Source organism: Acinetobacter septicus, from assembly GCF_019355975.1.
Classification (GTDB): Bacteria; Pseudomonadota; Gammaproteobacteria; order Pseudomonadales; family Moraxellaceae; genus Acinetobacter; species Acinetobacter ursingii.
This window is the reverse complement of record NZ_CP079898.1, coordinates 1,743,721-1,768,368: the sequence shown is the minus strand read 5'-3', so window position 1 is coordinate 1,768,368 and position 24,648 is coordinate 1,743,721. Positions and strand designations below refer to the sequence as shown.

Below are 24,648 nucleotides of genomic sequence, written 5' to 3'. Positions count from 1 at the left end.
GTAATTGAGATTGGCGTAGCATCATAAAGCTACGCCTTTTGTTTTTTAGATGTGTGAAAAAGATGTTACGTTTAATTGCGATTTCAGGATTATGTTTGGGACTGATGACGGGTTGTGCCACAACCACTAAATTGATGTCATTGGGTGGGGGTGAAAGCCCAATGCAACAGGTTTTAAAAGCACAACCTGAAATTAGTAAAGAACATCAAAACACCTCGATTCAGCAAGTGTTTAATCGTGTTGAATCTCCTACTGTTTCCAGAATTACGGTCATCCAAACGGGTTTAATGGATGATTCGGTTTCTGCGATTAAGACTGAATATTTATTTAAGTTAAATGATAAAAAGTGGCAGTTGCAAAATAAACAGCAGAGTTATCAATGTGCCAGAGGCAAGAATACTCGAGGTTTTCAAAGTGCGTTATGTTCTTAGAACTTTGAGCATTATTGCTTGAATAAATAAGAATTTTTAGGTAAAAGCATATCGGAAGATATGCTTTTTTTATGAGAATTTTATAATAATGAACATCCATCACGAAATTGAAAAACTGTTCCAACAGCGTCAAGACATTCCATTATTTTATATTGAAAGTGGTAGCCGTTTATGGGGTATGGCAAGTCCTGACAGTGACTATGATGTGCGTGGCTTCCATTTACCCAGTAAAGATCAGTATTTTGATTATAAAAAGCATCGTGATCTGATAGAAATCATGGATGGAGATTTTGACTTTGTTTCTTATGATTTAGATAAAATGTTTGGTCTGCTCGCTAAAAGTAATCCCACGGTGCTCGAATGGGTACGAGCGCATATTGTGTATTTTAATGCTTTTCCAGAATGGGAAAGTTTCCGCAATGGATTGCTTGAACGAACTGACTATAGTGCGCTATATCACCACTACTTATCACTAGCAAAAGGTGGGATGAAAGTGATGCAAACCGCAGATAATTTTACTTATAAAAAAGTATTTTATTCGATTCGTGGTTTGATGTCAGCAGAGTTAGCAACTCAGGAAATCATGCCTGAATTATTGATTACCGACTTATTTACACAAGTCTCTGAGCATGATCCACTACGTCATTGGGCAGAAGATTATTTAGAAATTAAAAAGCAGCAGAAAGAAAAAGCCCAGCTTCCAGAAGTAGAGCAAACAGCTATTCTTCAGTTACTGCAAACGAAAATTGAGCAGTTGGCTGCTAAAGAGATGAAAAAATCTGATCATCGTGAGGGCTTAGAACGTTATCTGACAGAATATAGTCGTCATTTGAAGCAGTATTATTATCAGTAGAAGTAAGCTTCTACTGATCGTTTTTAATTTTAAAAACCACTTTCCAAAATACGAACTTTGACATCCACCACATGATCTTTGATCGCTTCAAAATGTCGCTGCATATGTGCAGTTTGCATATGCGCTTCGAGATGCGCTGTGCTTTGCCATTTTTCTAGCATCACAATTAAGTTTGGATATTGAGTTTGCATTTCAAGTGCAGGTAAATGATCAATCAAAGTCTCGTAACCATAACAACCATCTTCAGCCAAAACTGTTGGTGTGATTTTTTGAAAAGCACCTAAAACAGCTTGGCGATGTTCCGTAGCTGCATGGGTGCGAATTTCGGCAATAATCGTCAACATGTTATTTTCCTTCTTTATTTTTAGTTGTAAAAACTTGATCTAAATGGGCTTTATAAGCGTCGAGATAGCTTGGTACATCTGGCATTTTAATCACATCATTGGCAATAAATGTTGGCAGCGACTGCATACCTAAAAATTGATTGGCTTTATGAAAAGGTAAATACACGCCATCTACACCCACGCCTTCAAAGAATTGTTCAGGATCCGTAAATGCTTGCATAGGGGCATTCCATGTTAACGACAACATGTATTTTTTACCCTGAATCAAACCGCCTGAACCATATTTTTTAGCAGTATCCGAACGGCTGCGTCCATCATTGGCATAAAGCACACCATGACCAATGGTAAATACATCATCGATATATTTTTTCATGGTCCACGGTGCACCCATCCACCAACCTGGCATTTGATAAATTACAACATCTGCCCACACATATTTATCTATTTCAGCTTGAATATCATAGTCACAGTCCGTCCGCGTTACTTTGATGTCATGACCTAACTGGGTTAAATGACGTTGCGCAAAATCGGTTAAGGTATCATTCAATTGTCCATTGGAATGTGCAAATGCTTTAGCACCGTTGATGATTAAGATATGACTCACGGGAGAACCTGATTTTTAAAATTCATGATAGTCAATATAGAGTGTTTATTGGTTCTAAAAAATGCATGAATCTGCAAAATATTATTGCTTAAAAATCAATAATTATTTATAGGAATTTGCGTGCTGTTTATTTCTTAACTCAAACTGTGGATAATTTCGCATTTACTCACAGTCACAATATGCATAATCTGTGGTTAAATTTTAAAAAAAATTGAAAGAAATAATAATGTTGTGCTTGATTTAACATTTTAATATCGACGCTGAAAATAAAAAATGTTATGTTTATCGCAGATTTTTCTATAAATCTTGGTCATCTAATTTGATCTCAATCTCAGGTTTTTATTCTCTCCTCAAAATTCAGACACTTTGTGAATACAGTGTTTTATTGCTGAATACTCAGCATATCAAAAATTCAACTCTCTAAAACTCAATGTTTGTCATTGGGCTGGCGCATATTGATTAGAAAATAATGTTCAGCTTGCAAACAGACATCTTGAATAAGTAGATCACAATGCAAAATATGCAAACGACAACATTAAATCGTCAGACCTTAATGTTTCCGCTGGCTTTGGTTCTGTTTGAACTTGCGGTTTATATTGGCAATGATTTAATTCAGCCAGCGATGCTGGCCATTACACAGGATTTTGGTGTCAGTTCGACATGGGCACCCTCATCAATGTCCTTTTATTTATTGGGTGGAGCAAGTGTAGCTTGGTTGCTCGGCCCCCTTTCTGATCGTTTAGGTCGTAAAAAGGTTTTATTAACTGGAGTATTATTTTTTGGCGTCTGTTGTTTACTCATTTTATTGACACAAAATATGGCGCAATTTCTGATCTTGCGCTTTTTACAAGGTATTGGTTTGACTGTGATAGCTGCGGTCGGTTATGCCGCTATTCAGGAAACTTTTGCTGAACGTGATGCGATTAAAGTAATGGCATTAATGGCCAATATTTCCCTACTTGCACCTTTACTTGGGCCAGTGCTAGGTGCTTTTCTGATTGATTCTGTGTCATGGCACTGGGGTTTTGTTGCAATTGCCTTGTTGGCATTTATCAGTTGGTTTGGATTAAAAGCCAAAATGCCAAGTCAGCAGCAGAGTGTGACGCGTCAACCGTTTATTTATCTGTTTGATGATTTAAAAAAAGTCTTTACCGATAAAAAGTTTTTAGGTCTTACTCTGGCATTGCCTTTGGTGAGTTTGCCGTTAATGTTATGGATTGCATTGTCCCCTGTGATGTTGGTGGAAGAACTCAAGTTTAGTAGTGTGCAATATGGCTTGGCACAGTTCCCCGTTTTTATCGGGCTGATTTTGGGCAATATTGTGCTGATTAAGATTATGGATCGTTATCCTTTGGGAGCCACCATTCTCAAAGGCTTACCTATAATGCTATTAGGCACTGTTATCTTAGTGATCGGGGCAATCTGGCAATACTATCTGGTGCCATGTTTATTAATCGGCATGACCTTGATTAGTTTTGGTGAAGGCATTAGTTTTTCGGTGATGTATCGTTTTGCTTTGATGTCATCTGAGATGAGTAAAGGCACAGTTGCGGCAGCAGTGTCGATGTTACTGATGTTAAGCTTCTTTGGAATTATTGAACTGGTGCGCGAACTCTATGTCCATTTTCATATTATGGCATTTAGTCTCGCCTCTTTTGTTTTGATTGCGATTTGGTTTTTACAACCCAAGCAAGTTTTGCTTAAATTGATGCAGCAACGTAGGCAGGAAGGGCAGTTTTAAGCAAAGAGCGAATCTTCGGGTTCACTCTTTTTATCGCGAAATTATTTTTTTCTAAGCAACTTAGTTTTGGTTTGATTGTTTTAATTTATGATCAAATACAAAAGGGCCAAACGGTAAAATCGACGCGATCAAACCTAAAATAAACATATGAATCGACCATTTCATCCGTTGGCATACCACCAATAAAACGACGATAAATAAAATAAACAGTAAACCATGCCCCATACCGACATATTTGACCCACATTGGATTATCCCAAATATATTTCATTGGCATGGCAATAAACAGGAGCAATAAAAAAGACCAACCTTCTAAAAATCCAACAATGCGTAAAGTTTTGACGTTCATCATTCGCTCAAAAAATATAAACAAAGACCGAGTGTAGCCTAGATCGGTTGAAAGCTGAACAACAACAGAGGCTATTTAATTTCCATTGATAATAGTTTGTTTTGCAGCATCAGTAATTCAGGTAAGGTTTCGAGCAATAAACTCATTTGTTTTAAAATCAACATGAGGTCATCCGATGTCGAATCCTGTTCAGAAAGTTGCCGAATTTCTAATAATTTGTGTTCAATTTCTTGAGTAGGAAGTGTTTTTTGTTCCAATAAAGTCTGTTGCAGGGTATGAGTACACCAGATCAATAAATCCATGACTTCCCGATCATTGATTTTTTCTCGATGGCTACCGAGCGCTGAAATATAACTGAGCTGACTATGGCTATAAACCAGATAGCGAAATGCAGAATGAATCAACGCCTGATTCGGTTGCGGTTCTGCACTCAAGCTGGAAATCATACTGGAAAGTTCAGTTTGAGCATTATGTGCCAAACGCCTTGCAGTACGATACTCAACACTATTGGTACAGCCAAACTGGTATTGATTTAGCACTGCATTTAAGTAGTTCATACTCGCTTGGCTGCTTTTTTTAATATTGTTGGAAATATTGCGAAAGTTCCAGTCTGGCCAGATAAAACTCACGGCAAACCATGCGATACCACAGCCGATGAGGGTATCCAAAATACGTGGGGCAATAATGCTATAACCAAAGCCTTTAAGGTTAAAAATCAGTAAAACCATTAAGGTCGCCATTGAAGTCGCAAGCGCATATTTTTTTTGACGTAGATAGAAAAAATATACGCCACAAATCACGGTGATGATCAGTTGACCTTCGACACTTGGCACAAAATAAAGAATTGGCAGACCTAAAATGACTCCAAGTAAAGTACCTAAAGTTCTTAGTTTTAAACGACTTTTGGTCGCGAAATAAGTCACCTGACAGACAAATAAACTGGTCAGAACAATCCAGTAACCATTTTGCGCAAAGGGTAAAAGTGATACCAGTGAACCTGTGGCAAAGACAAACGCGATGCGTGTTGCATGGCGAAATAGCGCAGATTTTGGAGTAAGATGCTGCTTGAATTTAAGCCATAAATCTTTGATACCGTGAATATCATCATCCAATAAGTTTAAATTATCGACATGCTGTTCAAAACGATAGGCATAGGTAAATTGCACATCCTGTAAATGACTGAGTTGGTCGTGCAAATCTTTTAAGTTTTTAACGATTAATTTTAGATTTTTGACTTCAGTATTATATGGATGATCCTGTATCCAGTCCTGTAATGAAAGTTCCAGATTTTCTAAAGCATGTGTGGGATCATGAATTGGCGTAAATCCCTCATTTCGCAAAATACATTCAGATAATTGCTGGCAGGAAAGCGCCAAAAGCCGAATATTCTTTTGAAAGCGAAAGATCAGATCACTGCGGCTAAAATTGTGTGGGATCTGTTCATAGTGTAAATAATTGGCACTCACTTTCTCGTGAATATCTTGCGCGACAAAATATAAATGCAGCCAGTAGATGCTGTTTTTATTAACCCGTGAGGCTTTCAGTCGAGTCAGTAATGAGGCTTTTGTGGTATTGAGATATTGAACCACTTGCGCATTTTCGTTTGAGAGTTCAAATAATAATGGCTCAACATTGTCTTTGTTATCAGGGTCAAAGAGTCGGGCTTTGGTCATCAACACATCAGACAAATGGCTAAAGACTTGCGAAAGATTATCCTGAACAGGCAGTGTAGGTTTAATCAGAAAAAAGACAATTGAGGTAATGCCGTACCAAATCACGCCGTACACAAAATAGACGGGTTGTTGATACCAGTGCTGATATTCACCTAAACCAAATAAACTGTAGATTGAAATTAAAATGGTACCAAACGAAATGGTAGCGTAGCGCTGACCAAGTGAACCTAATAAAATTAAAAAACCACTCGAAAGTGATAAGTATACAATCAGTAGAAATTTATAAGGTGCTAAAAACTCTAAAATACTGCTGACCGCAAAAAACAATACAGCCACATAAAACAAATTTCGAAGTCGAATGCTTAAGCGATCATCAAAGTCGGTCAATGCTGTCGCAATCGCACCGAGTGTAACTGGAACGATCAACTCATCATGTCCAAGCCAACGCAAGCCAAGCGTTGTTCCTGTCAGAACAATAAAAATTTGAAAGCAATAAACCAGTGTCGCATTAAAATTATAATGTTTGAAGAAACGGGTGAGGCCATTCATGAATTGGGAGGATTTCATTAATATTTTTATTGAGGTTGGGCTTTTTTTAAAAGCCTGTCAATCCTGATTCAACAAAAAGGAAGCGAATGATTCGCTTCCTTTGCAAAAATGATTTACGACCTTAATAACCCACGGTAAAACGTTGCTGGATATGATTGTTTTGTTCAAGCTCATCAGCGAGTGCCACCGCAAAATCTTCAGCCGAGATTTTACTGCCTTCTTCGCCGATCAAAAGCTCATCTTTACCTAAGCGAAATTCACCTGTACGTTTACCCGGACCAAATTCAGCAGAAGGCGAAATAAAGGTCCAGTCAAGATCATCGATTTCTTTGAGTTTATCTAGAAATATTGCGGCTGCTTTGGCTTCTGGTTTATAAGCATCAGGAAAATCAGGCGTATCCAAAACACGAATATTTTGATGAGGCACATGTAAACTTCCCGCACCACCAACGATCAAATAACGTTTTACTTTGGAGTCACGTACCGCTTCAATTAATGCATGAGCATCTAAGCCCTGAAAACGAACAGCACTAATCACCGCATCTTGTCCTTTTAATGCATCTACTAAGGCATCGTGATCATTTAAATCGACATCAACTGCCATGACGCGTTCAGTATCTGCTACTTTGTGCGTATCTCGCGCAATGGCTTTGACATAGTGACCACGTGAAACCAGTTCTTCCAAAATACGTGAACCTGCCATACCTGTTGCACCAATTAAAGCGATTTTCATTGTTAGCCTCTTTATTTTCTGTCAAAAATTTAACTTAAGTTTGAATTACAGTGACTTCTATCATGCCCATCTGGCATGTAAGTTGCGTTCGTTTTCTGTCCATACGCTGTAACAGTTTGGATATAAGTGTTGGAGTATCAATAAAAAATTTAAGCGAGATGGTAATTTTGATAAGGACAGATAGGTGAGGTTATAGAAAGCTATAAAAGGATCGATGGAATCGTTTAATGTACCTAACTCAAAGTGATGGCGTATTGCTTAAAATAATCGGCTGGGAATGTGAAGAATTAATAGAAAACCGTTTCAGTATGCTGAAGTCTGGAATGAATTAACTTAAGATATTGATGTAAAATAAAATTTTAAGGGCTTCGTATGAGTTGTATTATGTTAAATTAGCATTAATTCTTTGTTTTATTACCTTGATTATTTTTTATTTCTTTTAGGAATTTTAGTCTTTTTCCAATAAATGTCTTGTATATTTTTAATTGGGTCTCAGTGGTACCAATAATGTATTGATCCGCATCAAAAGCTAATTTTCTATTAACTTCCTTAACAAAATCTATAGATACGTAATTTATACCTTTTTTAAAGCGATCGGATCTATTGATCATATATCCAAGTTTAGGAGAAATAGCATAAAAAAAGTCTGCTTCATCTTCGGATGGAGCAACTATAGCATTTTCATTTATTGCTTCATGCACGTTAATAATTGGATGATCAGAGGTTATAAAATCTTCATTTGTTTCATTGATTAATAGACAGTGTTTATCAATTTTTCTTGTTTCAAAAAAACTTTTCCCTAAATTCATGCCAAGCATATAACTAATGAACCACCAAGATTCTTTATAGATTTTCTGTAACTGTTCATTTTCTTGACTGGCTATAATTTTATCTCTAAATGGTTTTGTTCTAGCAATTTGGTGCCCCCAATAGCTCATGAATCTACAGATATTTTGGAGGTCGTCTAAAACTGTTAAATCATGGCTCTGTAAGCCTTTTAGGACGACTTCAACATCTCTCTCATGTGCCGTATGCAGGTTTTCTATTGTATTGCTCTTAAACGCTTCAAGATGAACTAGAACTTTCTTGTCTCTTTTTCCTGATTTTATATATAGCGACTCTATTTCTTGTAATTGTAAAAATGACTCTAGATAGAGTTTATGATGCTTTTGTAGTTCCTCTGGTGAATTTTTTGATATAAATAAAATTAGCTGTAAATGTTGATCAGTAATATACTGGTATCTATAGAAGTCTTTTTCTTTAGCAATTGCTTTAACACTGTCATTTGCGATTTTTAGTTTTTTAGTTGTATACCATACACTAGAACTATTTAAGGACCAATTCTTTAAGTAAGCCGCCCATACATAATGATTCTCTCTTTTTAACTCTAATTGCTTAGGTGTTAATTCCATTTTTTTAAGCGCCACTTTAAAGAATTATTAAAATTAACAGAATACGGTTTATGCGAAATGCTTTTGTAAGCCCCAAATAAAAATGTCTAGTCGATGATGCCTATCAACACCATAGACTAGATATAAATAACAATTGAATCAAGATCAATTTAATTTTACATATAGAAGTCTAAGTAAAGAAAAGGGTGAATTCGATTGATGATTAATCTTTTCAACCCTTCGCTTGTAGACTCTAAAATATTCAAAAATTAAATTTTAGGATCGTCCAGATCATCATAAATCATGGTGGTTTTCGGCATTGGTTCAGGTTCAATATTTTCATGTAACCATTCACGCCAGATCGCAAGCAAAATCGCCAAAATCACAGGGCCGATAAATAATCCGACCAAACCAAAACTCGCCAAACCACCTAAGACACCAAACATAATGAGTAAGAATGGAATCTTGGTTGCACCTGAAATCACCAAAGGGCGAATCACATTATCGGAAGTACTGACGATACAAACACCCCATAGCATCACACCAATCGCACCCATCATATGATCTTGGGAAAACAACCAAAGGGCGACAGAGGTATATGCCACAGGCGTTCCAAAAGGAATCAAAGCCAATAAAAAGGTGACAATGGTCAAAACCATTGGATTTGGCACACCTGCTACAAAATAACTGAGTCCTGCTAAAATTGCCTGAGCCACTGCGGTTAAACCAACACCGTAAACAACTGCACGAGTGGTTTCAGAAATGGTGTCCAGATAATGATGAACCCGTGGCCCGATGACCATTTCCATGGCTTTACTGACCTGACTTAAAATAATCGGCCCATCACGGTAAAAGAAATAGAGTGATAAAAGTGCAAAACCCAATTTAACCAGATTTCGGCTAATTTCACTTAAAACAAAACGCCCATAGCCCATATGCCCCTGAATCCACGCGGCTACATTTTGGGTAATACTATTAGGGTCATTATTGATGTCATTGAGGATCCGTGAAACTTCCTTTCCAATAATCGGCAGTTCACGAATAAAATCTGGAACATCTAAATGACCTGAGAAAATTTGTTTTTGTAGTTCAAAAAAAAGATTGCGACCTTCGTGTTGCAGCATAAATATGCCAAAGGTCAGCGGTACACCAATCACCAAAATAATCAGTAAAATCATGAGCGAGGCATTCAGATTTGGGCGATGCACTCCACACAAACGCTGTACCCACAGATAAATTGGCCAAGTCATATAGGCAATAATGGCCGCCCAAACCACAGGAACAATAAAGTATTTTAGGATATTAAATCCCAAAAAAAGCAGGATAATGAGTAATCCGAACAATAAAGCTCGTTGTAACGTGGGCGCGTATTGTTGCACTGAACTCTCTATGTATTAAATATTAGGCAAATTATCTTAACTGAAAAAAAACCATCCGAAAATAAATGTTGAGTTTCATTACGTTGTTAAAATGAATGCCAACATTTTCTGTAGCTTATAAACCTGCAGCCTGTGCTTAAAACCATTCAGTCGGATCTTCAATTAAAGTATCGAGCAGCGGTTGCCATTGTGCTTGTAACAACAAAAAATTCTTTTGAGATCGATCAAAAATACTCAAACCCTGCATGGCCAATTGACCATAAGCACTACGTTCAGAAATTGTAGCGACAGGCTGTTGTTCGATTTTTTCAAAAAACTGCTGAATATCTTTACTACTTGAGGTATTGGCTTTCATACGATTGGCTACTAAATGAATTCCAACCTTGCCTTTGCGAATTCGTTTAATATCCTGTAAATGTTTTAAAAAACGCTTGGTACTATCAATATCAAAAAAAGAAGGTTGAAGTGGCGTGACAATCGCATGCGCTTCACTAATCAGTTGTTCAGCCTGTTCACCTGATAAGGCACCTGGCGCATCAATAATCAGATAATCGATATTTTTAGGCGCATCTCCAATGGATTTTTCATGACGCCAGTCCAAACTCTGAATCGTTGCTGCGGTCTTTGGTCGCTGTTTGAGCCATTGCAGCGCTGATTTTTGATTATCCGCATCGGCTAGCGCAACTTTATATCCTTTTTGCGCCAGTGCCGAAGCCAGTGTAATTGCTGTAATGGTTTTACCACATCCGCCTTTTTGATTTGCTATAAGTATCGTTTTCATGCCCGAGATATATTCTTGATTTACTGGATTAGATTAGCATCTTTTTAGCATTGAAAGGTTACACATGACAAAAGTCTTCAGCTTATTTAAAGTGTTTAAACGTTAAAATATTTAGACCTTAAATTATGAACCAAATTTAGAGTAGGTAAATTCATGTCCATCTGGATGGCAATGTTAATAGGAGCATGTATTGGTGTCATCATCACCACCTTGATTCTTTCAAATACTCGAAATGGACGTATTCGGGCAGAATATGAACAATATATTAGCGAACTTGAGCTTGAACATCAGCAGGCTTTGGCGCAGGCACAAAAGCGCAGTGTAAATACCAGTCGTGCAGTCTTAAAAGGCAAAATGGCGGAACAGCTTGCCCCGATTATGCCAGAATTTCGTTATCTGCCGAGTGATGCCAAATTTCTAGGTGATCCAGTGGATTATGTGGTATTTGATGGTTATACCGACTTCCGTGATGGTGAAGGTCGAGCTGAAGATATCGAAGTGATTCTGATGGATATTAAAAGTGGAGGCGCACGACTCACTAAAGGTCAGCAAGCGATTGCACAAGCGGTGCAAGAAGGTCGAGTCCGTTTCGAAACACTTAGAATTGATTTTGACGATTAGGTGAATCAATGATTTTTCTGCGATCTAATGCTATTTATTATGGTCTATTTGCATCTGAAGATGAGAGTTCGGCGTGTCTTTTCGCCACAAAAAGAGACTAAATTTGTCTTTATTGTTACCCAATTTTGCAAATTTTTATTAAATTTAAGCCTATGATAAAAAGATCAAAATGAATATTGTGATGTTTTAGTGGAGGAGTTGATATGCTCAAGCAGATAGGTATCGGATTGATTGTGGCATTGAGTATTGGGCAGGTGACTGCCTCGACTTCCAGTGACTACAACATTGCGCGAGGATTGGCTCCAGCGGTTAAAGGTCAGTCTATTTCAGTGTTAAAACCTTTTAATGGTGATTTTCGTATTTTGGGTTCTAAACAATATCGTAATGATGAACAGGCAAAATTCTCTCCGATCGATTTTGCTGTCAGTTATGGTTTATTTGCGCATCCTGAAATTGCCTCACAAATTAAAATTAATCAGTACGATCGCTATCTAAATTGGAGTATGCAAACACTCCCTGTGCCGCCAGATCAGGCCATGAAACTGGTGTCGAATATGCATATTATTCCTGCTAACCCAGATATTGCTAAACAGATTACCCAAGTCAAACGTGGTGATTTGGTTCGATTGAAAGGTGAATTGGTTGAAGTCAAGGATAATAATCTGGTGTGGACGTCATCGCTTGCTCCCGGCGGTGTGGGTGATGGAGCTTGTGAAGTATTTCGAGTGCATTCGATTCAGTGGATTGAGCGTCAAAAAATTTAATCGCCTGCTCAGGCCTTAAAAAATGATTTGCAGCGACACAGCTCTTTTGAATAATGTCGCTGCTTTCGTTTCTATGTGGTTTTTATGCTGGCTTTTGTTGGTCTTTCCAGTGTTTTAATTGTTCCTGAGCATGTAAATAATCACTCAGATCTTGCACATTGATTGCGGCTTTTTTCTGATTCTGAGCATTGGCAGAACTGGTTTGTTCATTGATTAACTTGCCCTGATTTTCCCAGTATTGATATAACAATCCCTGAATATACCGTCCTTGTGCTGTTTTTAAATCTAAATCTTTTAGCATGGTCAGTGCCGACTGAATATGATCGAGTTTACGGTTACGTTCAAATTCAGGGGTTAAGCTTCCATCCTGTTGCATTTTTGCTAGTTCATTGTCCATATCATCCGTCATGGCAGTGAATTTTTCATCAAACTCATCTAACAACGCAATGTCATGAGTATCTTGTTCTGTCGTAGGAAACTCTTTGATCGGTGGTGTTTTTAACTGATCTACATTTGCTTGATGTTCATAGGTCTGTTGTTCAGTTGATGGTGCTGTTTTGCTTTGATCATTTTTATTACATGCACTGAGTAGCAATGTACTACCTAAAACCAAAGCCAATATCTGCAAGGGCTTATTATTTTGGATGCTCATGATGTTTTCCTTATTGAGTTTTGATTAGCATTAGATTTTTTTAAAGTGGTAAGCGTAGGTGATATAAGGGAATTCAATCTCATCCTGTGGTTGTTTACCCGTGAATTCATAGACGACTTGTTCAAATTGTTGTTTCAGTTCGAGCTGTTGTTTTTCAGTCATCGCAGCAATAAAACTGGTGGACAGCAAGCGTTGACTCACCACTTGCTCAACGGTCCCTTTTTGAACTTGAGAATAAACTTTGACACTTTCGAGTCGAAATAAAAATTGATGCTCGAATACTTTTTTCCAGTCGCCACTGTGATAACGAGGGGTATCTTGTTCTAACAGTTGCAATATATCTGCCAGTGCCTTGACCCAGTTGACTTCAATATCACGTTGATTCCAGATCAACCCTAAATGCCCATCAATTTTGAGAAGTTGATAGATTTCATTGAGTGTTTCGATATTGGCAAACCAATGAAATGACTGCGCACATAGCACCGCATCGATGCTTTGAGGGGGCAATGGAATTTCAGTGCTATGGGCGTCGAGTGTTTTAACGTCAGGGTGTGCAAGGCTCAACTGTTCACGCATAGCTTGAACAGGTTCAACCGCAATAATATCTGAGGTCACTTGCTCAAGATAAGGGATGAATTTACCTGTGCCAGCACCTAAATCCACAACACACGAGCTTTGATCTAATTGCAACTCCTGCTTTAGCCAGTTCACAATTTCATTTGGATAATCAGGTCGAACCTGTTGGTAGAGTTCGGCAGCCTGACTAAATCCTTGCTGTGCAGCATGATGAATCGGTTTCATAAGCGTTGACCCAAAATCGTCTTTTTTTAATGCAAATAATCTCTTGCTATTATGAACCCTGTATCTATACGACGCGTTTAGAAAATAGCATTTTTCATACAATTCGATGAGTTTTATAACATTTTTATATGCGGATACAGCAGAGCTGTAGGGTTTTACATGTTAAAACTTTAATACAATGCATACCTAAAAGAGTGAAAAAATGACTCAGCAGATTAAAATTCCTTCTTTAAAACTTCATGATGGACATCAGATTCCTGCACTTGGCTTCGGTACTTATACATTAAAAGGCAAAGCAGGGGTTGACGTCATGTTACGTGCTTTGAACAATGGTTATCGTCTGTTGGATTCGGCGTTTAACTACGAAAATGAAGGCGCTGTGGGTGAAGCATTTCGGCAATCTGGATTAGAGCGCAAAGAAGTTTTTATAAGCTCTAAGTTACCAGGCCGTCGTCATCCATATAAACAGGCAATGGAAACCATTGAAGAATCTTTATATCGTATGCAACTGGATTATCTGGATCTCTATCTGATTCACTGGCCAAATCCCAAACAGGGATTATACGTTGAGGCATGGCAAGCGCTGATTGAGGCACAAAAGCAGGGCTTGATCAAATCCATTGGTGTCAGTAATTTTTTGCCTGAGCATATTGATACCTTAAAACGTGAAACAGGTATATTGCCTGTGATTAATCAGGTCGAGCTACATCCCTATTTTAATCAGGCAGCGCAGCGTCAATATGATCAATCCAAGCAGATTTTGACGATGGCGTGGAGTCCTTTGGGGCGGGGCAGTGAGGTCATTAAAAATGACGTGTTGCAGCAGATTGCTCAAGAGCTGAATTATTCGGTGCAGCAAGTGATTTTAAGATGGCAACATCAACTGGGTGTAATCCCGATTCCGAAGGCCAGTAGCGATAAAAACCAATTGGCCAATCAGGAAATTTTTAACTTTAGTCTGAGTGACGAGCAGATGCAGAGAATCACCCAATTGACTCGCGCAGATGGTCGTTTAGCCAATCAAAACCCTGCTGTATATGAGGAATTTTAAAGCTTGGTGATCGGGTTCAGATCATATCTTCTTGATGGAAATGTGAATACAAGTATGATGATGAAATTGATAATCATTATCTTTTGATGCTATATTGAAATGACTTTTCCTATATGAGGATGTGATCATGAATCAGGCACAGCCTTATTTGATTGTGAATATGCAATTAGCTCAAATTCAAAAATTATCCCCAACCCTGACTCGATTTACCTTTCAAGGAGATCAACTGGATCAGGTGTCAAGTTATGCACCTGATCAGCGAGTTAAATTATTTTTTCCCATAATAGGCAATCCTGAACAAACACAATGGATTGAAAATCATGCTGAATGGTATCAGCACTATCGACAGTTGCCTGAACAGCTTCGTCCACCGATGCGTACCTATACCATTCGGCATTTAAGACCGCAACAAAAACAATTGGATATCGATTTTGCCATGCATGGCGCGACAGGGCCTGCATCTACGTGGGCAGAACAGGCAAAGATTGGTGACTATTTACAAATGGCTGCTCCCAATGCGCATTGGCAGGGTGATCAAGCAGGATTTGAATGGCAACCGCCACAACACGCGCGTCAAATTTTACTGATGGCGGATGAAACGGCACTTCCGGCAGTTTCGGGAATTATTGAAGAACTTGTTCAACAAAATACACCGGCACAGGTCAATGTGTATATTGAAATGCCGTCTGAATTAGATCGGATCGCATTCACGCCACATCCGAATATAAAAGTGCAATGGTTTCATCGTGTTCAGGGACAGCAACCTGGACATCATTTGATTGAAACGGTTCAGCAATTATTTAAACCAACACAGCAGCAACAAGTTGAATTAGAAGATATTAATGTCGATGAGCAAATATTGTGGCTGACTAAAAATGAACAGCAAGCACAGCAAACTTTTTATGCATGGGTTGCCGCTGAGTCGGCGGCTGTTTTGGCGATACGCCGTTTTTTAATTCAGGATTGTGGTATTGATAAAAACTGCCTGAATTTTATGGGCTATTGGCGTAAAGGCAAAGTGTTTGATTGAATTCGGTTGAGGCTTAATATTTCAACAGTATTGATGATCATTTTTAGACATTTCAGGCTGAAGATGTGATGATCAACTGCCATGAGTGCAAAATAAAATTGCTGAAATAATATGCAATTTGAATGAATTGTGGATAACTTTTTTAATTTTGCTGATAACTTTTTTGACGTATATGTATATAGGAAGTTTCAACAAGATTGCAACATTGTGGTAGCTTTTGCCCTGTTTTCTTATCTCAGTCTTTATAAAATAACAAGTTCCGCGTTGTTCTGTAGAGCAGGGCGTTTGGAACTGAGCCAGTCATTATTTTTGGTAGCCTAATGGACAAGCAAATTATTTTTGAAGACGAACATATACGGGTTATTTTTCTAAAAGGAACATCTAGCGAACTGGTGATTTCATTTGGAGATTTAATTAGTCGTGCCAAAGGTTTGACCATTAATGCCGAAAAATCCTTAATTAAATATGATTACAACGTCTTGGGTATTATGCCCAAACTTAAATCATGGTTTCCGCAAGCGTCCATGCAACAGATGATGGAAAGTGTACAGCTCATACTGAATCAGTTTGAACATATTGTGGGATATGGTGGTTCGATGGGAGGCTATGCTGCGATTAAATATTCTAAATTGCTGAAAATGAATCGCGTGATTGCTTTTGTTCCCCAATTTAGTATTGATCCACAGCAAGTTGAAGACCGTCGTTATGCCGAGTTTTTTGATGTCAATTTAAATCGCGATATGCAGATTCAAGCGACCGATCTCTCAGCTCAGGCTGAATATATCGTGGTCTATGATCCTTACTATAAAGAAGATCGTGAACATTATTTAAAAATCAAAAAAGTGATTCCAAATTTACTGACCTTAAAACTTCCCTTTACTGGACATGAAGCACTTTCAGTGTTGGCAAGTTCTAGTTTGCTCAATGATTTTATTCGTCATTCATACGATCAAGGCTATTTTTACCAGCAAATGCGCAGTGTAAAGAAAAATAGCAAGTTTTATTATCGTACCGTCATTGCAAATTTGATGTCGCGACACAGTGCCGCACTGGGGCGAATTTTGAGAAATAATGAGCTTCATCTGGATGATCAATATTTTGATGCTAACTTAAAACAACTGATTACTCGTGTCATGTTAAGTCGACGTCAGGTCACAGAACAGGATTTACAAAAACTAGGCATCAAGGTCAATTTGCCGATGTCACAGCAAGAAGCCAATGATCAATTACAGGATAATTTTGGACATCATTTGGTATTTAATCTGATCAGCCATAAGCTTGAAAGCTATTTGGCAGATGCTGTGCAACTCAATAATAAATACCTGATTGGTATTCATGCGAAAAGTAGTGGGATTGTTAAAATTGTCATCAATGCCGAACGTTATATTGTGGCGATGAATGATCGACGAGTCATGAAGTTGTTTAAGGACGACGATGCATTAACAACCGATATGAGTCCGATCCTCATTAAAAAATATGCTGATTATTTTGTGTTGAGTTATAAGCAGTTAAGTCTTAATAGCGATGAACATGGAATATGTACTTTCACTGAAAATTCTATTCAGGATGCAGAAAAGTTTAAAACGATTTAATAATATATTTAAAGCCATTATCCAGATAGGAAAAGGGGATGACTAGTATTCACCTAGGTCATCCCCTTTTCATGTTTTGTGTTATTCCATCCTACAATAATCTTGCGCTTACCGATTTAGTTTGTCGCTGAATTTTGTGGCGCCGTTGGCTGTCTTTCAATCCCAGCTTGCCCCTGAACGCCTAAATTGTGGGTAGACGCATTGGTGGCAACACCCGCATTAGCGTTGACTGAACCCACTTTTACCCCTGCATTTGTATTTGCGCTTATGCCACTATTTGCAGTGTTCTTGCTTGCATTCCAACGAGATTCAGCTTTGGCTTTTTCCTCAGCAGTGAATTTTTCCGTTTTATTTACGGCTTTCTTGGTTCCACGTTTGGTATCCTGCCAAGCTTGTTGGCTTTTATCACCTACTTTCTCTGCGGAATTGACGGTTTTATCTTTGGCACTCACTGCAACATCATGGGTTTTGTGCGCTACATGGCTTCCCGCATCAATCGTGGCATCAGTTGCTTTAACTGCTGTTGAATGAACCGCATGTGCGGTATTGCTAACGCCCTGTGTTACCCCATGGCCAATACGACTAAGAATGCCATCTGATTCGACTTGAGCATTTGCACCAACATTGACAGAAGCATTGCCAGCAAAGATGCTTGCCGAAGCTAAAATACTTGCAGTTAAAATCGCGGTTTTCATCATTTTCATTTTTCTTTCCTTTTGTGAATCCACTCAGCCTGATGATTGAGTGATCGACATTGCTATCATAAGTAACAATTTTTGATTTGTGTGACTTAGTTCAAAAAATTACAAGTGGTTAACTGCGTGAATAAAGTTGAGGAGAAATTATGGAGACAGAAAAATCAATGAATTTGACTCAAAGTTAAAATTTTCAAGCTGAGGAAAAATACGCTGCATCCCTTGCCATTTCAGCTTGATCATAAGTTTTGTATCTGGCGAAAACAAGATAGAATTTTCGTGATAAGTTTTTTATTTTAAATAGCCAATTTACACAAGAGTACATGATGAGTTTAGCTGCTGCATTTTTGGATTATGGTTCTCTGGACATGAATGATCTGGATTTTAGCTCTTTACGGGCTTGTTTTAATGAGCTTCAGTTATATGAAAGTACTGCACCTGAACAGGTGATCGAGCGACTGAGTAATGTTGAGGTGGCCATTAGCAATAAAGTTGTTATAGATGCCGAGACAATTCAACAGCTTCCAAAGTTAAAATTGATCCTCATTTCTGCCACAGGCACCAATAACGTCGACCTGAAAGCGGCCAAAGCACAAGGGATAGTGGTGTGTAATTGTCAAGGCTATGGCACGGCATCCGTTGCACAGCATACTCTGACGCTGATGTTGGCATTGGCTACTTCACTGATTCGTTATGATCGTGCGGTTACACAAGGGCGTTGGCAGCAATCTTCGCAATTCTGCTTTTTGGATTATCCAATACTTGAACTTTCTGGAAAGACCTTAGGAATCTTGGGTTATGGCGAGTTGGGACAGGAAGTTGCTCGTTTGGCTCAAGCCTTTGGCATGCAGATTTTAATTGCCAATTTACCCAACCGACCAAAACATGAAAATGGTTTAGAACTGAATGAATTGTTACCACGAGTGGATTTTTTAAGCTTACATTGTCCATTAACACCCGAGACTCAAAATTTGATTAATGCCAATGCATTCGAGCTGATGAAAAATTCAGCCTTTTTAATCAATTGTGCGCGGGGTGGCATTGTACATGAAGCTGATTTGGTTGATGCCTTAAAGCAAGGAAAGATCGCGGGTGCAGCCACCGATGTGCTGACTGTTGAGCCACCTAGAGAGGGTAATGTGCTACTGGATGCCAATCTTCCGAATTTAATTATTACCCCACACTCTGCATGGGGCAGTGTGCAATCCAGACAACGTATGGTGGAGCAATTGGCTGAAAATGCGCAAGGATTTATTTCCGGTCAAATGATTCGTCAGGTGAATGCCTGATGCTTAGCCCTCCCAAAGATTTAAGGATTCGCACTTTCGGGCAATGGCGCAGCCGATGTTGCTGGATTGGTCGTAGATGGACTGACCGAACTTGCAGGAGCAGCAACTGCCACTCTAGCAGTCGCTGGTTCTGCTGAGGACTGACTTAAGCTGCCTTGTTCAATCGGAACAGTACCGCCGTTGGTACCCACAACAGCATCTTTGGTCTGCTGCCATTTTTGTTCAGTGTAGGTCTTTGCTTCATTGGCCTTTTGCTGTGCCACTTGGGACTGTTCTGAGCCATAAGCTTTGCTTTCCTGCCATTTTTCACTGATTTTAGCGGAAGACTTATCTGCGCCGCGCTGAATCGAATTTCCTAAACGACTAATGCTTTGCCCAGTTTTATAGGTCAGTACCCGAAAGATATTGGGGTTATCACCATAAGGCATGGTTTTGGGTTGATCTGATGTAGATGTCACGCTTTCATTTGCATTTGCTGCAATAGGTAAAAAAGTAACCAAACTGAGCGTTGCAGCATAAAGGGCATGCTTAAGCATTTTTAGCCATCCTTTTTCTTGATTCTAGAATGTGGGTTATCTTAGCGCATGAACTGAATTTAAGAATAAAAAAGATCAAACTGATACAGCTTGCTACAAGCAATATACAGTGAAGGAGATAAATATAATGAAATAGTTTGCCCCTAATTTGCATTAAGAGCAGAACAGTAAGTCTTATTCACAAGCTGCGACGTTTTCTTTTTTGAAATTGTCACGTAGTGAAAGGAAGTTTGCTTGAACTTGTTTGTCATACAGGTCAAAAGATTTGGCTGAACTGGTGCCATCTTTAGCCACGATCACCGTTCCCGCAGAGATTAAGGTATTGCCTTTAAATACCCAGTTCTCACGCGCACGACCTGCATCCATAATACCTGTAAATTCAATGTTGCAATGATCACCCAGCTTGATCAATTTTGCCTTATTATTTTGGGTATCAGGAAAGGCTTTAATATTGCTGACTTCTTCAATCACACCTACAGTGGTTTCTGGAACAGGAGGAGTCGTTGAACAGGCTGTAAGGGTTAAACAAGTAGCAGTTGCTAAAAAAAGAGTTTTAAGTTTCATCATTCAAGTGCTTACATGTGTTGTTATTGGCTATCAGTATAACCATATTTGTTCATTCAGCGAGAGTGGTGAATAAAAAAATTAAGCTATTTTTTTATTTGAAAATTCTGTTTTTAATAGCGTAATAAATGCATCTCTGGCTTTATGATATTGAACGTTTTGATGCCAGAAAAATTGATTTTGAATTGAGGATAAATGCGCAAAATCAAAACCGCGAATACTGCTGAGACCTTGATATTGTTCATACAAACTTTTAGGAACCAAAGAAACACCAGAACCCGCACTGACGCAGCCAATAATGGTAGCGTAACTTGCGATACCTGTCATGGGTAAGGACAAGTGTTTTAATTTAAGCCATGCTTCGAGTGCTGCACGATAAGGACAACCTTCAGTCCACATAAAAATTTCTTTATCGATCAAATCTTCCTGACAACGAATTTCGCCCATGGATGTTGGCGCAATCAGTACCATATTTTCTTGATAAATTTCAAGTTGATGGAGCAATGGGAAATTTATCTGTCCCGCGACAATGGCACCATCCAGTTTATGTTGAGCGACATCCTGTAAAAGTTGTTTCCATGTTCCTGTCGTAATTTGAACGGAAACATCGGGATACAGTTGATGATACTGAGCCAATAAACGCGGCAGGCGAGTCGTTGCTGAAGATTCAATTGCACCAATTCTTAATGGCCCAGATGGAGCTGCATCATGATGAATACTACGCTTAGCTTCATCGCATAACGCCAAAATTTTTTGACTATATTCCAGAAAAATCTCACCAGAAGCAGTGAGTTTAAGGGTTTTTCCTTCACGTAAAAAAAGAGGGGCTTTGAGTTCTTGCTCAAGCTGTTTAATACGAGTGGTGATATTGGAGGGAACACAATGCAGTTTAGTCGCAGCTTGAGCCATGCTGCCACATTCCACGATGCTTTGAAATATTCTGAGTTGTTGTATATCCATCGTTTATGATTGAATAAAAATGAATGATAAGCTCAATATAAGTTAATTTTACTCAATCATCTATCGCTTTATGATGCAACTAAGCCCAAGTCTGGTAAGCTTTAATGCATCACTTTTACATCTCATTGCTCAATCATCAGCAGTTCAAACTTTATTTCTCTATTGCTTTGGTGGTGATCTGTTGGGGCTATTCGCCTGTAGGGGTGCATAGCGCTTTATTATCCTATTCACCTGAACATATTGCGTTATTACGCTTTGTGATTGCTTCGGCTGTTTTAGCTGTGATTGCATTTCAGAAAGGAATTGTGATTCCCAAAATACGTGATCTTCCCTTGTTCTTCATATTGGGATTATTTTCTGTGAGCTTGCATCACGTTTTGATCAATACTGGACAGCAGTATGTCACCGCAACGGCTTCAAGTATTTTAAGTCAGTCGATCCCTTTGTTTACTTTGATCATTTCAGCATTGGTGTTTAAAGATAAAATTTCACTGAAACAAAGTGTCTGTATTGTGATGGGATTAACTGGTGCAATTTTAGTGGTCAGTGGCGATCGGGGTTTAGTGTTGCCAAATGCACATAGCTTATTGATTTTATTCGCAGCAATGTGTTGGGCGATTTATTTTGTACTGTATAAAAAATTTGATCTGCCTTATGACTCGATCAGTATGATGTGTTATGTGGTCTGGTTCGGTACCTTGCCTTTATTGTTTTATAGTCCTGATGTGCTTGTGCAAATTCAACAGGCAACTTGGCAGGCAAATCTTGCGGTGTTGTTATTGGGGCTTTTTCCGAGTGCTTTGGCATATGTGCTTTGGGGCTATGTGCTTAAGCAAATACCGTTAATGCAGGCTTCAAATTATTTGTATTGTACGCCTTTGGTGGCTATGAGCATTGCTATCTTGTTTTTGGGGGAACGGCCGTCGATTTATGTATTGATTGGAGGATTAATGATTGTGGGTAGTATTGGGTGGATGAATTGGAAAAGATAAATAGTTATAAATGAAAAATGACGCTGTAAAAAATTCTGTGTAAATGCCTTTTAAATGAACGCGTCTAAACTCTAGGGACTGTTCTAAATTTTGTGTAAGTACTTAATTTTCATTTATCCTTCAGAGGATAATTACAAAAGGTACTTCACATGGATGAAGCAACAATCAAAAGTATGGCTGCCGAATTGGCTAAAGGTCTAAAAACACCAGAAGACTTAAACCAAATGACAGCAGTCTTTAAAAAATTCATGATTGAAACTGCACTCAATACTGAACTTTCAGACCATCTCGGTTATGAAAAGCATCAGCCCAAGAAAGGCTCAAATAGCCGTAATGGGTTTAGTTCTAAAACCATTACAACTCAAGATGGACAACTGGCTTTAGATATTCCCCGTGATCGAGAAGGTTCATTTGAGCCACAAATTATCAAAAAGCACCAAACACGCATCACCAGTATGGATGACCAAATCCTCTCACTGTATGCAAAAGGAATGACTAATAGGGAAATTGTAGCCTTCTTCAAAGAAATGTACGATGCCGATGTGTCAGCATCTCTCATCAGCAAAGTTACCGATGCTGTGATTGAGCAAGTGACTGAGTGGCAAAATAGAGCCTTAGATAGCCTTTATCCTGTTGTCTATCTTGACTGTATTGTTGTCAAAGTCCGTCAGCACTCCAATGTGATTAACAAGTCCGTATACCTTGCTTTAGGCATCAATATGGATGGGCAAAAAGAATTACTGGGTATGTGGATTGCTCAGACAGAAGGTGCCAAATTCTGGCTGTCAGTCATGACAGAGCTAAAAAATCGAGGAGTACAGGACATTCTTGTTGCCTGTGTAGATGGATTAAAAGGCTTCCCTGACGCGATAGCCTCTGTTTACCCTCATACTGATATTCAACTGTGTATCGTGCATGTTGTACGCAATAGCCTGAGATTTGTAAGCTGGAAAGACTACAAAGCTGTTACGTCGGGTCTGAAAGCGATTTATCAGGCAAGTACAGAGGAAAATGCTTTAAAATCCCTAGACATCTTCTGTGATCAATGGAATCACCAGTATCCCAAAATTGGAGAATCCTGGCGGGCCAATTGGGAAAATATCCGAACGATCTTTAGCTATCCAGCCGAAATACGTCATGCAATTTATACAACAAATGCGATTGAGTCGTTGAATAGCGTAATACGCCATTCAACGAAGAAAAGGAAAATCTTTTCATCTGATGACTCAGTAAAGAAGGTCATTTACTTAGCAACATCAAATGCTGCGAAGAAATGGACGATGCCAATTCAAAATTGGCGTTTAGCAATGAATTGGTTTACGATTCAGTTCGATGATCGATTAAAAGATCATTTATAAAAAATGGAACTTACACAAAATAATTTACAGGCTCAAACTCTAGCTTTTCCTAGAGTGTGCATTGCTTTATTATTATTTTAAATTCTTGTTGTTGCTACTTCGAATGTTGCATCATTCAATGTACCTTGTTGATGTAACCAAGTTGCTACTTCAGGCCAAGAGTATAATGCAGACTTCGGTGTAGTAACTCCGTACATTGGTCTTGGGAATTGGCCTTTACCTCGTTTACCTAAGGCATATAGTGATAGAGCTTGGCGTGTTAGGTTTGCACGTTCAGCCATTTCAGCTAATGTGGCGAAACCATGTTCTTCAACAATCAGGTCATTAAAGCCAAGCTTTCGAATGTCTGCTAAAGCAGATGTAATTGCCGTCTGTGCATTTGTAGCTTCACGATCAAACTCTAAATAGATTGTATCGTTATAACTGCATAACAGCGCGTCATCACAGCCAGCCTCAAAGAATTGATCTTCAAGATTATCTAAACTATCAAAAGCATCTCGTACTATGACCGTAAAATGGTAAATAGTCATTCTTTAATCCTCTCATCATTACCTTTACATTGATCAGCTTTACGTCTGATTTGCTTCGCATGGTTCTCTGGACTTTTAGGTGTACTCCAAATACTCATTTGATGTTCTGAATGTCCATAAACACATTTCAATCTACAAAATGAGTGAGCGGATTTCCCTGACTCGACTACATACCAACCATTTTCCATAGCATATTGAATGGCTTCTTCAATATGTTTATTAGGATGCTTACTCATTATGAAGAAAAGACCTTTTGAATATTTTATTAGATTGTTGTCTTATGTCAACACGCTTCGTTGATAAATCGAGATTACTTAATAAATATAACCATAAGTTTTTAATCTATGAAAAAACCCCGCTAATTTATAGCGAGGTTTATATTAAAA

At 38.6% G+C, this 24,648-nt stretch carries 27 protein-coding genes; 11 read left to right on the top strand and 16 right to left on the bottom strand.

Annotation, left to right across the window (positions count from 1 at the left end; translation table 11 throughout):
• Nucleotides 1–62 precede the first annotated feature (62 nt).
• Complete coding sequence (locus tag I6L31_RS08525; RefSeq protein ID WP_005001925.1) at nt 63–431, top strand: hypothetical protein; 369 nt, start codon at nt 63–65, stop codon at nt 429–431.
• A gap of 88 nt (nt 432–519) precedes the next feature.
• A complete protein-coding gene (locus I6L31_RS08520; protein WP_005001928.1) occupies nt 520–1,284 on the top strand; it encodes a nucleotidyltransferase domain-containing protein in 765 nt (254 codons plus the stop codon).
• A 29-nt stretch (nt 1,285–1,313) separates the two neighbouring features.
• Here I6L31_RS08520 and I6L31_RS08515 read toward each other — a convergent pair whose 3' ends face one another.
• Nucleotides 1,314–1,628 carry a putative quinol monooxygenase gene (locus tag I6L31_RS08515; protein WP_005001930.1) on the bottom strand — a complete coding sequence of 105 codons (315 nt, stop codon included), beginning with the start codon at nt 1,626–1,628 and terminating at the stop codon, nt 1,314–1,316.
• 1 nt (nt 1,629) lies between these two features.
• Nucleotides 1,630–2,232, bottom strand: coding sequence for an NAD(P)H-dependent oxidoreductase (locus I6L31_RS08510; protein ID WP_005001932.1), 603 nt, complete (start codon nt 2,230–2,232; stop codon nt 1,630–1,632).
• A 511-nt stretch (nt 2,233–2,743) separates the two neighbouring features.
• Here I6L31_RS08510 and craA point away from each other — a divergent pair.
• On the top strand, nt 2,744–3,973 hold the full coding sequence (gene craA, locus I6L31_RS08505; RefSeq protein ID WP_005001934.1) for a chloramphenicol efflux MFS transporter CraA: 1,230 nt from the start codon (nt 2,744–2,746) through the stop codon (nt 3,971–3,973).
• A gap of 60 nt (nt 3,974–4,033) precedes the next feature.
• On the opposite strand, the gene I6L31_RS08500 is transcribed toward craA, so the two are convergent.
• The 6 genes from I6L31_RS08500 to I6L31_RS08475 all read right to left on the bottom strand — a co-directional run bounded on the left by I6L31_RS08500 (nt 4,034) and on the right by I6L31_RS08475 (nt 10,827).
• Nucleotides 4,034–4,321: a DUF3817 domain-containing protein gene (locus I6L31_RS08500; protein WP_005001936.1), complete on the bottom strand. Its 288-nt coding sequence runs from the start codon at nt 4,319–4,321 to the stop codon at nt 4,034–4,036.
• Nucleotides 4,322–4,392: 71 nt separating this feature from the next.
• Nucleotides 4,393–6,543, bottom strand: coding sequence for a YccS family putative transporter (yccS, locus tag I6L31_RS08495; RefSeq protein WP_005001937.1), 2,151 nt, complete (start codon nt 6,541–6,543; stop codon nt 4,393–4,395).
• A 121-nt stretch (nt 6,544–6,664) separates the two neighbouring features.
• Entirely contained in the window at nt 6,665–7,276 is a 612-nt protein-coding gene (locus tag I6L31_RS08490; RefSeq protein WP_005001939.1) for an NAD(P)-dependent oxidoreductase, read from the bottom strand.
• Nucleotides 7,277–7,674: 398 nt separating this feature from the next.
• Complete coding sequence (locus I6L31_RS08485; RefSeq protein WP_005001941.1) at nt 7,675–8,688, bottom strand: DUF4238 domain-containing protein; 1,014 nt, start codon at nt 8,686–8,688, stop codon at nt 7,675–7,677.
• Nucleotides 8,689–8,936: 248 nt separating this feature from the next.
• Nucleotides 8,937–10,046 (bottom strand): AI-2E family transporter, encoded by a 1,110-nt coding sequence (locus I6L31_RS08480; RefSeq protein ID WP_005001943.1) that lies wholly within the window; start codon nt 10,044–10,046, stop codon nt 8,937–8,939.
• Nucleotides 10,047–10,182: 136 nt separating this feature from the next.
• Entirely contained in the window at nt 10,183–10,827 is a 645-nt protein-coding gene (locus I6L31_RS08475; RefSeq protein ID WP_005001945.1) for a ParA family protein, read from the bottom strand.
• Nucleotides 10,828–10,980: 153 nt separating this feature from the next.
• On the opposite strand from I6L31_RS08475, the gene I6L31_RS08470 reads away from it, so the two are divergent.
• Together I6L31_RS08470 and I6L31_RS08465 are read left to right on the top strand one after the other, a co-directional pair.
• A complete protein-coding gene (locus tag I6L31_RS08470; RefSeq protein ID WP_004995192.1) occupies nt 10,981–11,448 on the top strand; it encodes a Holliday junction resolvase-like protein in 468 nt (155 codons plus the stop codon).
• Nucleotides 11,449–11,651: 203 nt separating this feature from the next.
• The gene (locus I6L31_RS08465; RefSeq protein ID WP_005001946.1) at nt 11,652–12,212 is read left to right on the top strand and encodes a hypothetical protein; all 561 of its coding nucleotides are present in this window, start codon (nt 11,652–11,654) and stop codon (nt 12,210–12,212) included.
• A gap of 82 nt (nt 12,213–12,294) precedes the next feature.
• Here I6L31_RS08465 and I6L31_RS08460 read toward each other — a convergent pair whose 3' ends face one another.
• Together I6L31_RS08460 and I6L31_RS08455 are read right to left on the bottom strand one after the other, a co-directional pair.
• Nucleotides 12,295–12,864, bottom strand: coding sequence for a hypothetical protein (locus I6L31_RS08460; protein WP_005001947.1), 570 nt, complete (start codon nt 12,862–12,864; stop codon nt 12,295–12,297).
• Nucleotides 12,865–12,894: 30 nt separating this feature from the next.
• A complete protein-coding gene (locus I6L31_RS08455; RefSeq protein ID WP_005001949.1) occupies nt 12,895–13,665 on the bottom strand; it encodes a class I SAM-dependent methyltransferase in 771 nt (256 codons plus the stop codon).
• A gap of 202 nt (nt 13,666–13,867) precedes the next feature.
• Between I6L31_RS08455 and I6L31_RS08450 the strand changes: the two genes are divergently transcribed.
• The 3 genes from I6L31_RS08450 to I6L31_RS08440 all read left to right on the top strand — a co-directional run bounded on the left by I6L31_RS08450 (nt 13,868) and on the right by I6L31_RS08440 (nt 17,338).
• Complete coding sequence (locus I6L31_RS08450) at nt 13,868–14,716, top strand: aldo/keto reductase (RefSeq protein WP_005001950.1); 849 nt, start codon at nt 13,868–13,870, stop codon at nt 14,714–14,716.
• A 127-nt stretch (nt 14,717–14,843) separates the two neighbouring features.
• On the top strand, nt 14,844–15,746 hold the full coding sequence (locus I6L31_RS08445) for a siderophore-interacting protein (RefSeq protein ID WP_005001953.1): 903 nt from the start codon (nt 14,844–14,846) through the stop codon (nt 15,744–15,746).
• Between the two features lie 320 nt (nt 15,747–16,066).
• Nucleotides 16,067–17,338, top strand: a complete 1,272-nt coding sequence (locus I6L31_RS08440; RefSeq protein ID WP_005001957.1) for a hypothetical protein — start codon at nt 16,067–16,069, stop codon at nt 17,336–17,338.
• A 116-nt stretch (nt 17,339–17,454) separates the two neighbouring features.
• Here the strand turns inward: I6L31_RS08440 and I6L31_RS08435 are convergent, their stop codons facing one another.
• Nucleotides 17,455–18,042 carry a hypothetical protein gene (locus tag I6L31_RS08435; RefSeq protein WP_005001960.1) on the bottom strand — a complete coding sequence of 196 codons (588 nt, stop codon included), beginning with the start codon at nt 18,040–18,042 and terminating at the stop codon, nt 17,455–17,457.
• Nucleotides 18,043–18,359: 317 nt separating this feature from the next.
• Between I6L31_RS08435 and I6L31_RS08430 the strand changes: the two genes are divergently transcribed.
• The gene (locus I6L31_RS08430) at nt 18,360–19,322 is read left to right on the top strand and encodes a 2-hydroxyacid dehydrogenase (protein ID WP_005001963.1); all 963 of its coding nucleotides are present in this window, start codon (nt 18,360–18,362) and stop codon (nt 19,320–19,322) included.
• 20 nt (nt 19,323–19,342) lie between these two features.
• On the opposite strand, the gene I6L31_RS08425 is transcribed toward I6L31_RS08430, so the two are convergent.
• From I6L31_RS08425 to I6L31_RS08415, 3 genes are all read right to left on the bottom strand, one after another.
• Complete coding sequence (locus I6L31_RS08425; RefSeq protein WP_005001965.1) at nt 19,343–19,858, bottom strand: hypothetical protein; 516 nt, start codon at nt 19,856–19,858, stop codon at nt 19,343–19,345.
• Between the two features lie 174 nt (nt 19,859–20,032).
• Entirely contained in the window at nt 20,033–20,422 is a 390-nt protein-coding gene (locus tag I6L31_RS08420) for a hypothetical protein (RefSeq protein WP_004985234.1), read from the bottom strand.
• A gap of 81 nt (nt 20,423–20,503) precedes the next feature.
• The gene (locus I6L31_RS08415) at nt 20,504–21,382 is read right to left on the bottom strand and encodes a LysR family transcriptional regulator (protein WP_035271804.1); all 879 of its coding nucleotides are present in this window, start codon (nt 21,380–21,382) and stop codon (nt 20,504–20,506) included.
• A gap of 104 nt (nt 21,383–21,486) precedes the next feature.
• Here I6L31_RS08415 and I6L31_RS08410 point away from each other — a divergent pair, with 104 nt between their 5' ends.
• Nucleotides 21,487–22,374, top strand: a complete 888-nt coding sequence (locus tag I6L31_RS08410) for a DMT family transporter (RefSeq protein ID WP_005001970.1) — start codon at nt 21,487–21,489, stop codon at nt 22,372–22,374.
• A 149-nt stretch (nt 22,375–22,523) separates the two neighbouring features.
• Nucleotides 22,524–23,732: an IS256-like element ISAba26 family transposase gene (locus I6L31_RS08405; RefSeq protein ID WP_000343018.1), complete on the top strand. Its 1,209-nt coding sequence runs from the start codon at nt 22,524–22,526 to the stop codon at nt 23,730–23,732.
• Between the two features lie 77 nt (nt 23,733–23,809).
• On the opposite strand, the gene I6L31_RS08400 is transcribed toward I6L31_RS08405, so the two are convergent.
• Together I6L31_RS08400 and I6L31_RS08395 are read right to left on the bottom strand one after the other, a co-directional pair.
• A complete protein-coding gene (locus tag I6L31_RS08400; RefSeq protein ID WP_005001971.1) occupies nt 23,810–24,262 on the bottom strand; it encodes a hypothetical protein in 453 nt (150 codons plus the stop codon).
• Nucleotides 24,259–24,498: a hypothetical protein gene (locus I6L31_RS08395; protein ID WP_004995177.1), complete on the bottom strand. Its 240-nt coding sequence runs from the start codon at nt 24,496–24,498 to the stop codon at nt 24,259–24,261. The genes I6L31_RS08400 and I6L31_RS08395 overlap by 4 nt, the downstream gene beginning before the upstream one ends.
• Nucleotides 24,499–24,648: the final 150 nt, after the last annotated feature.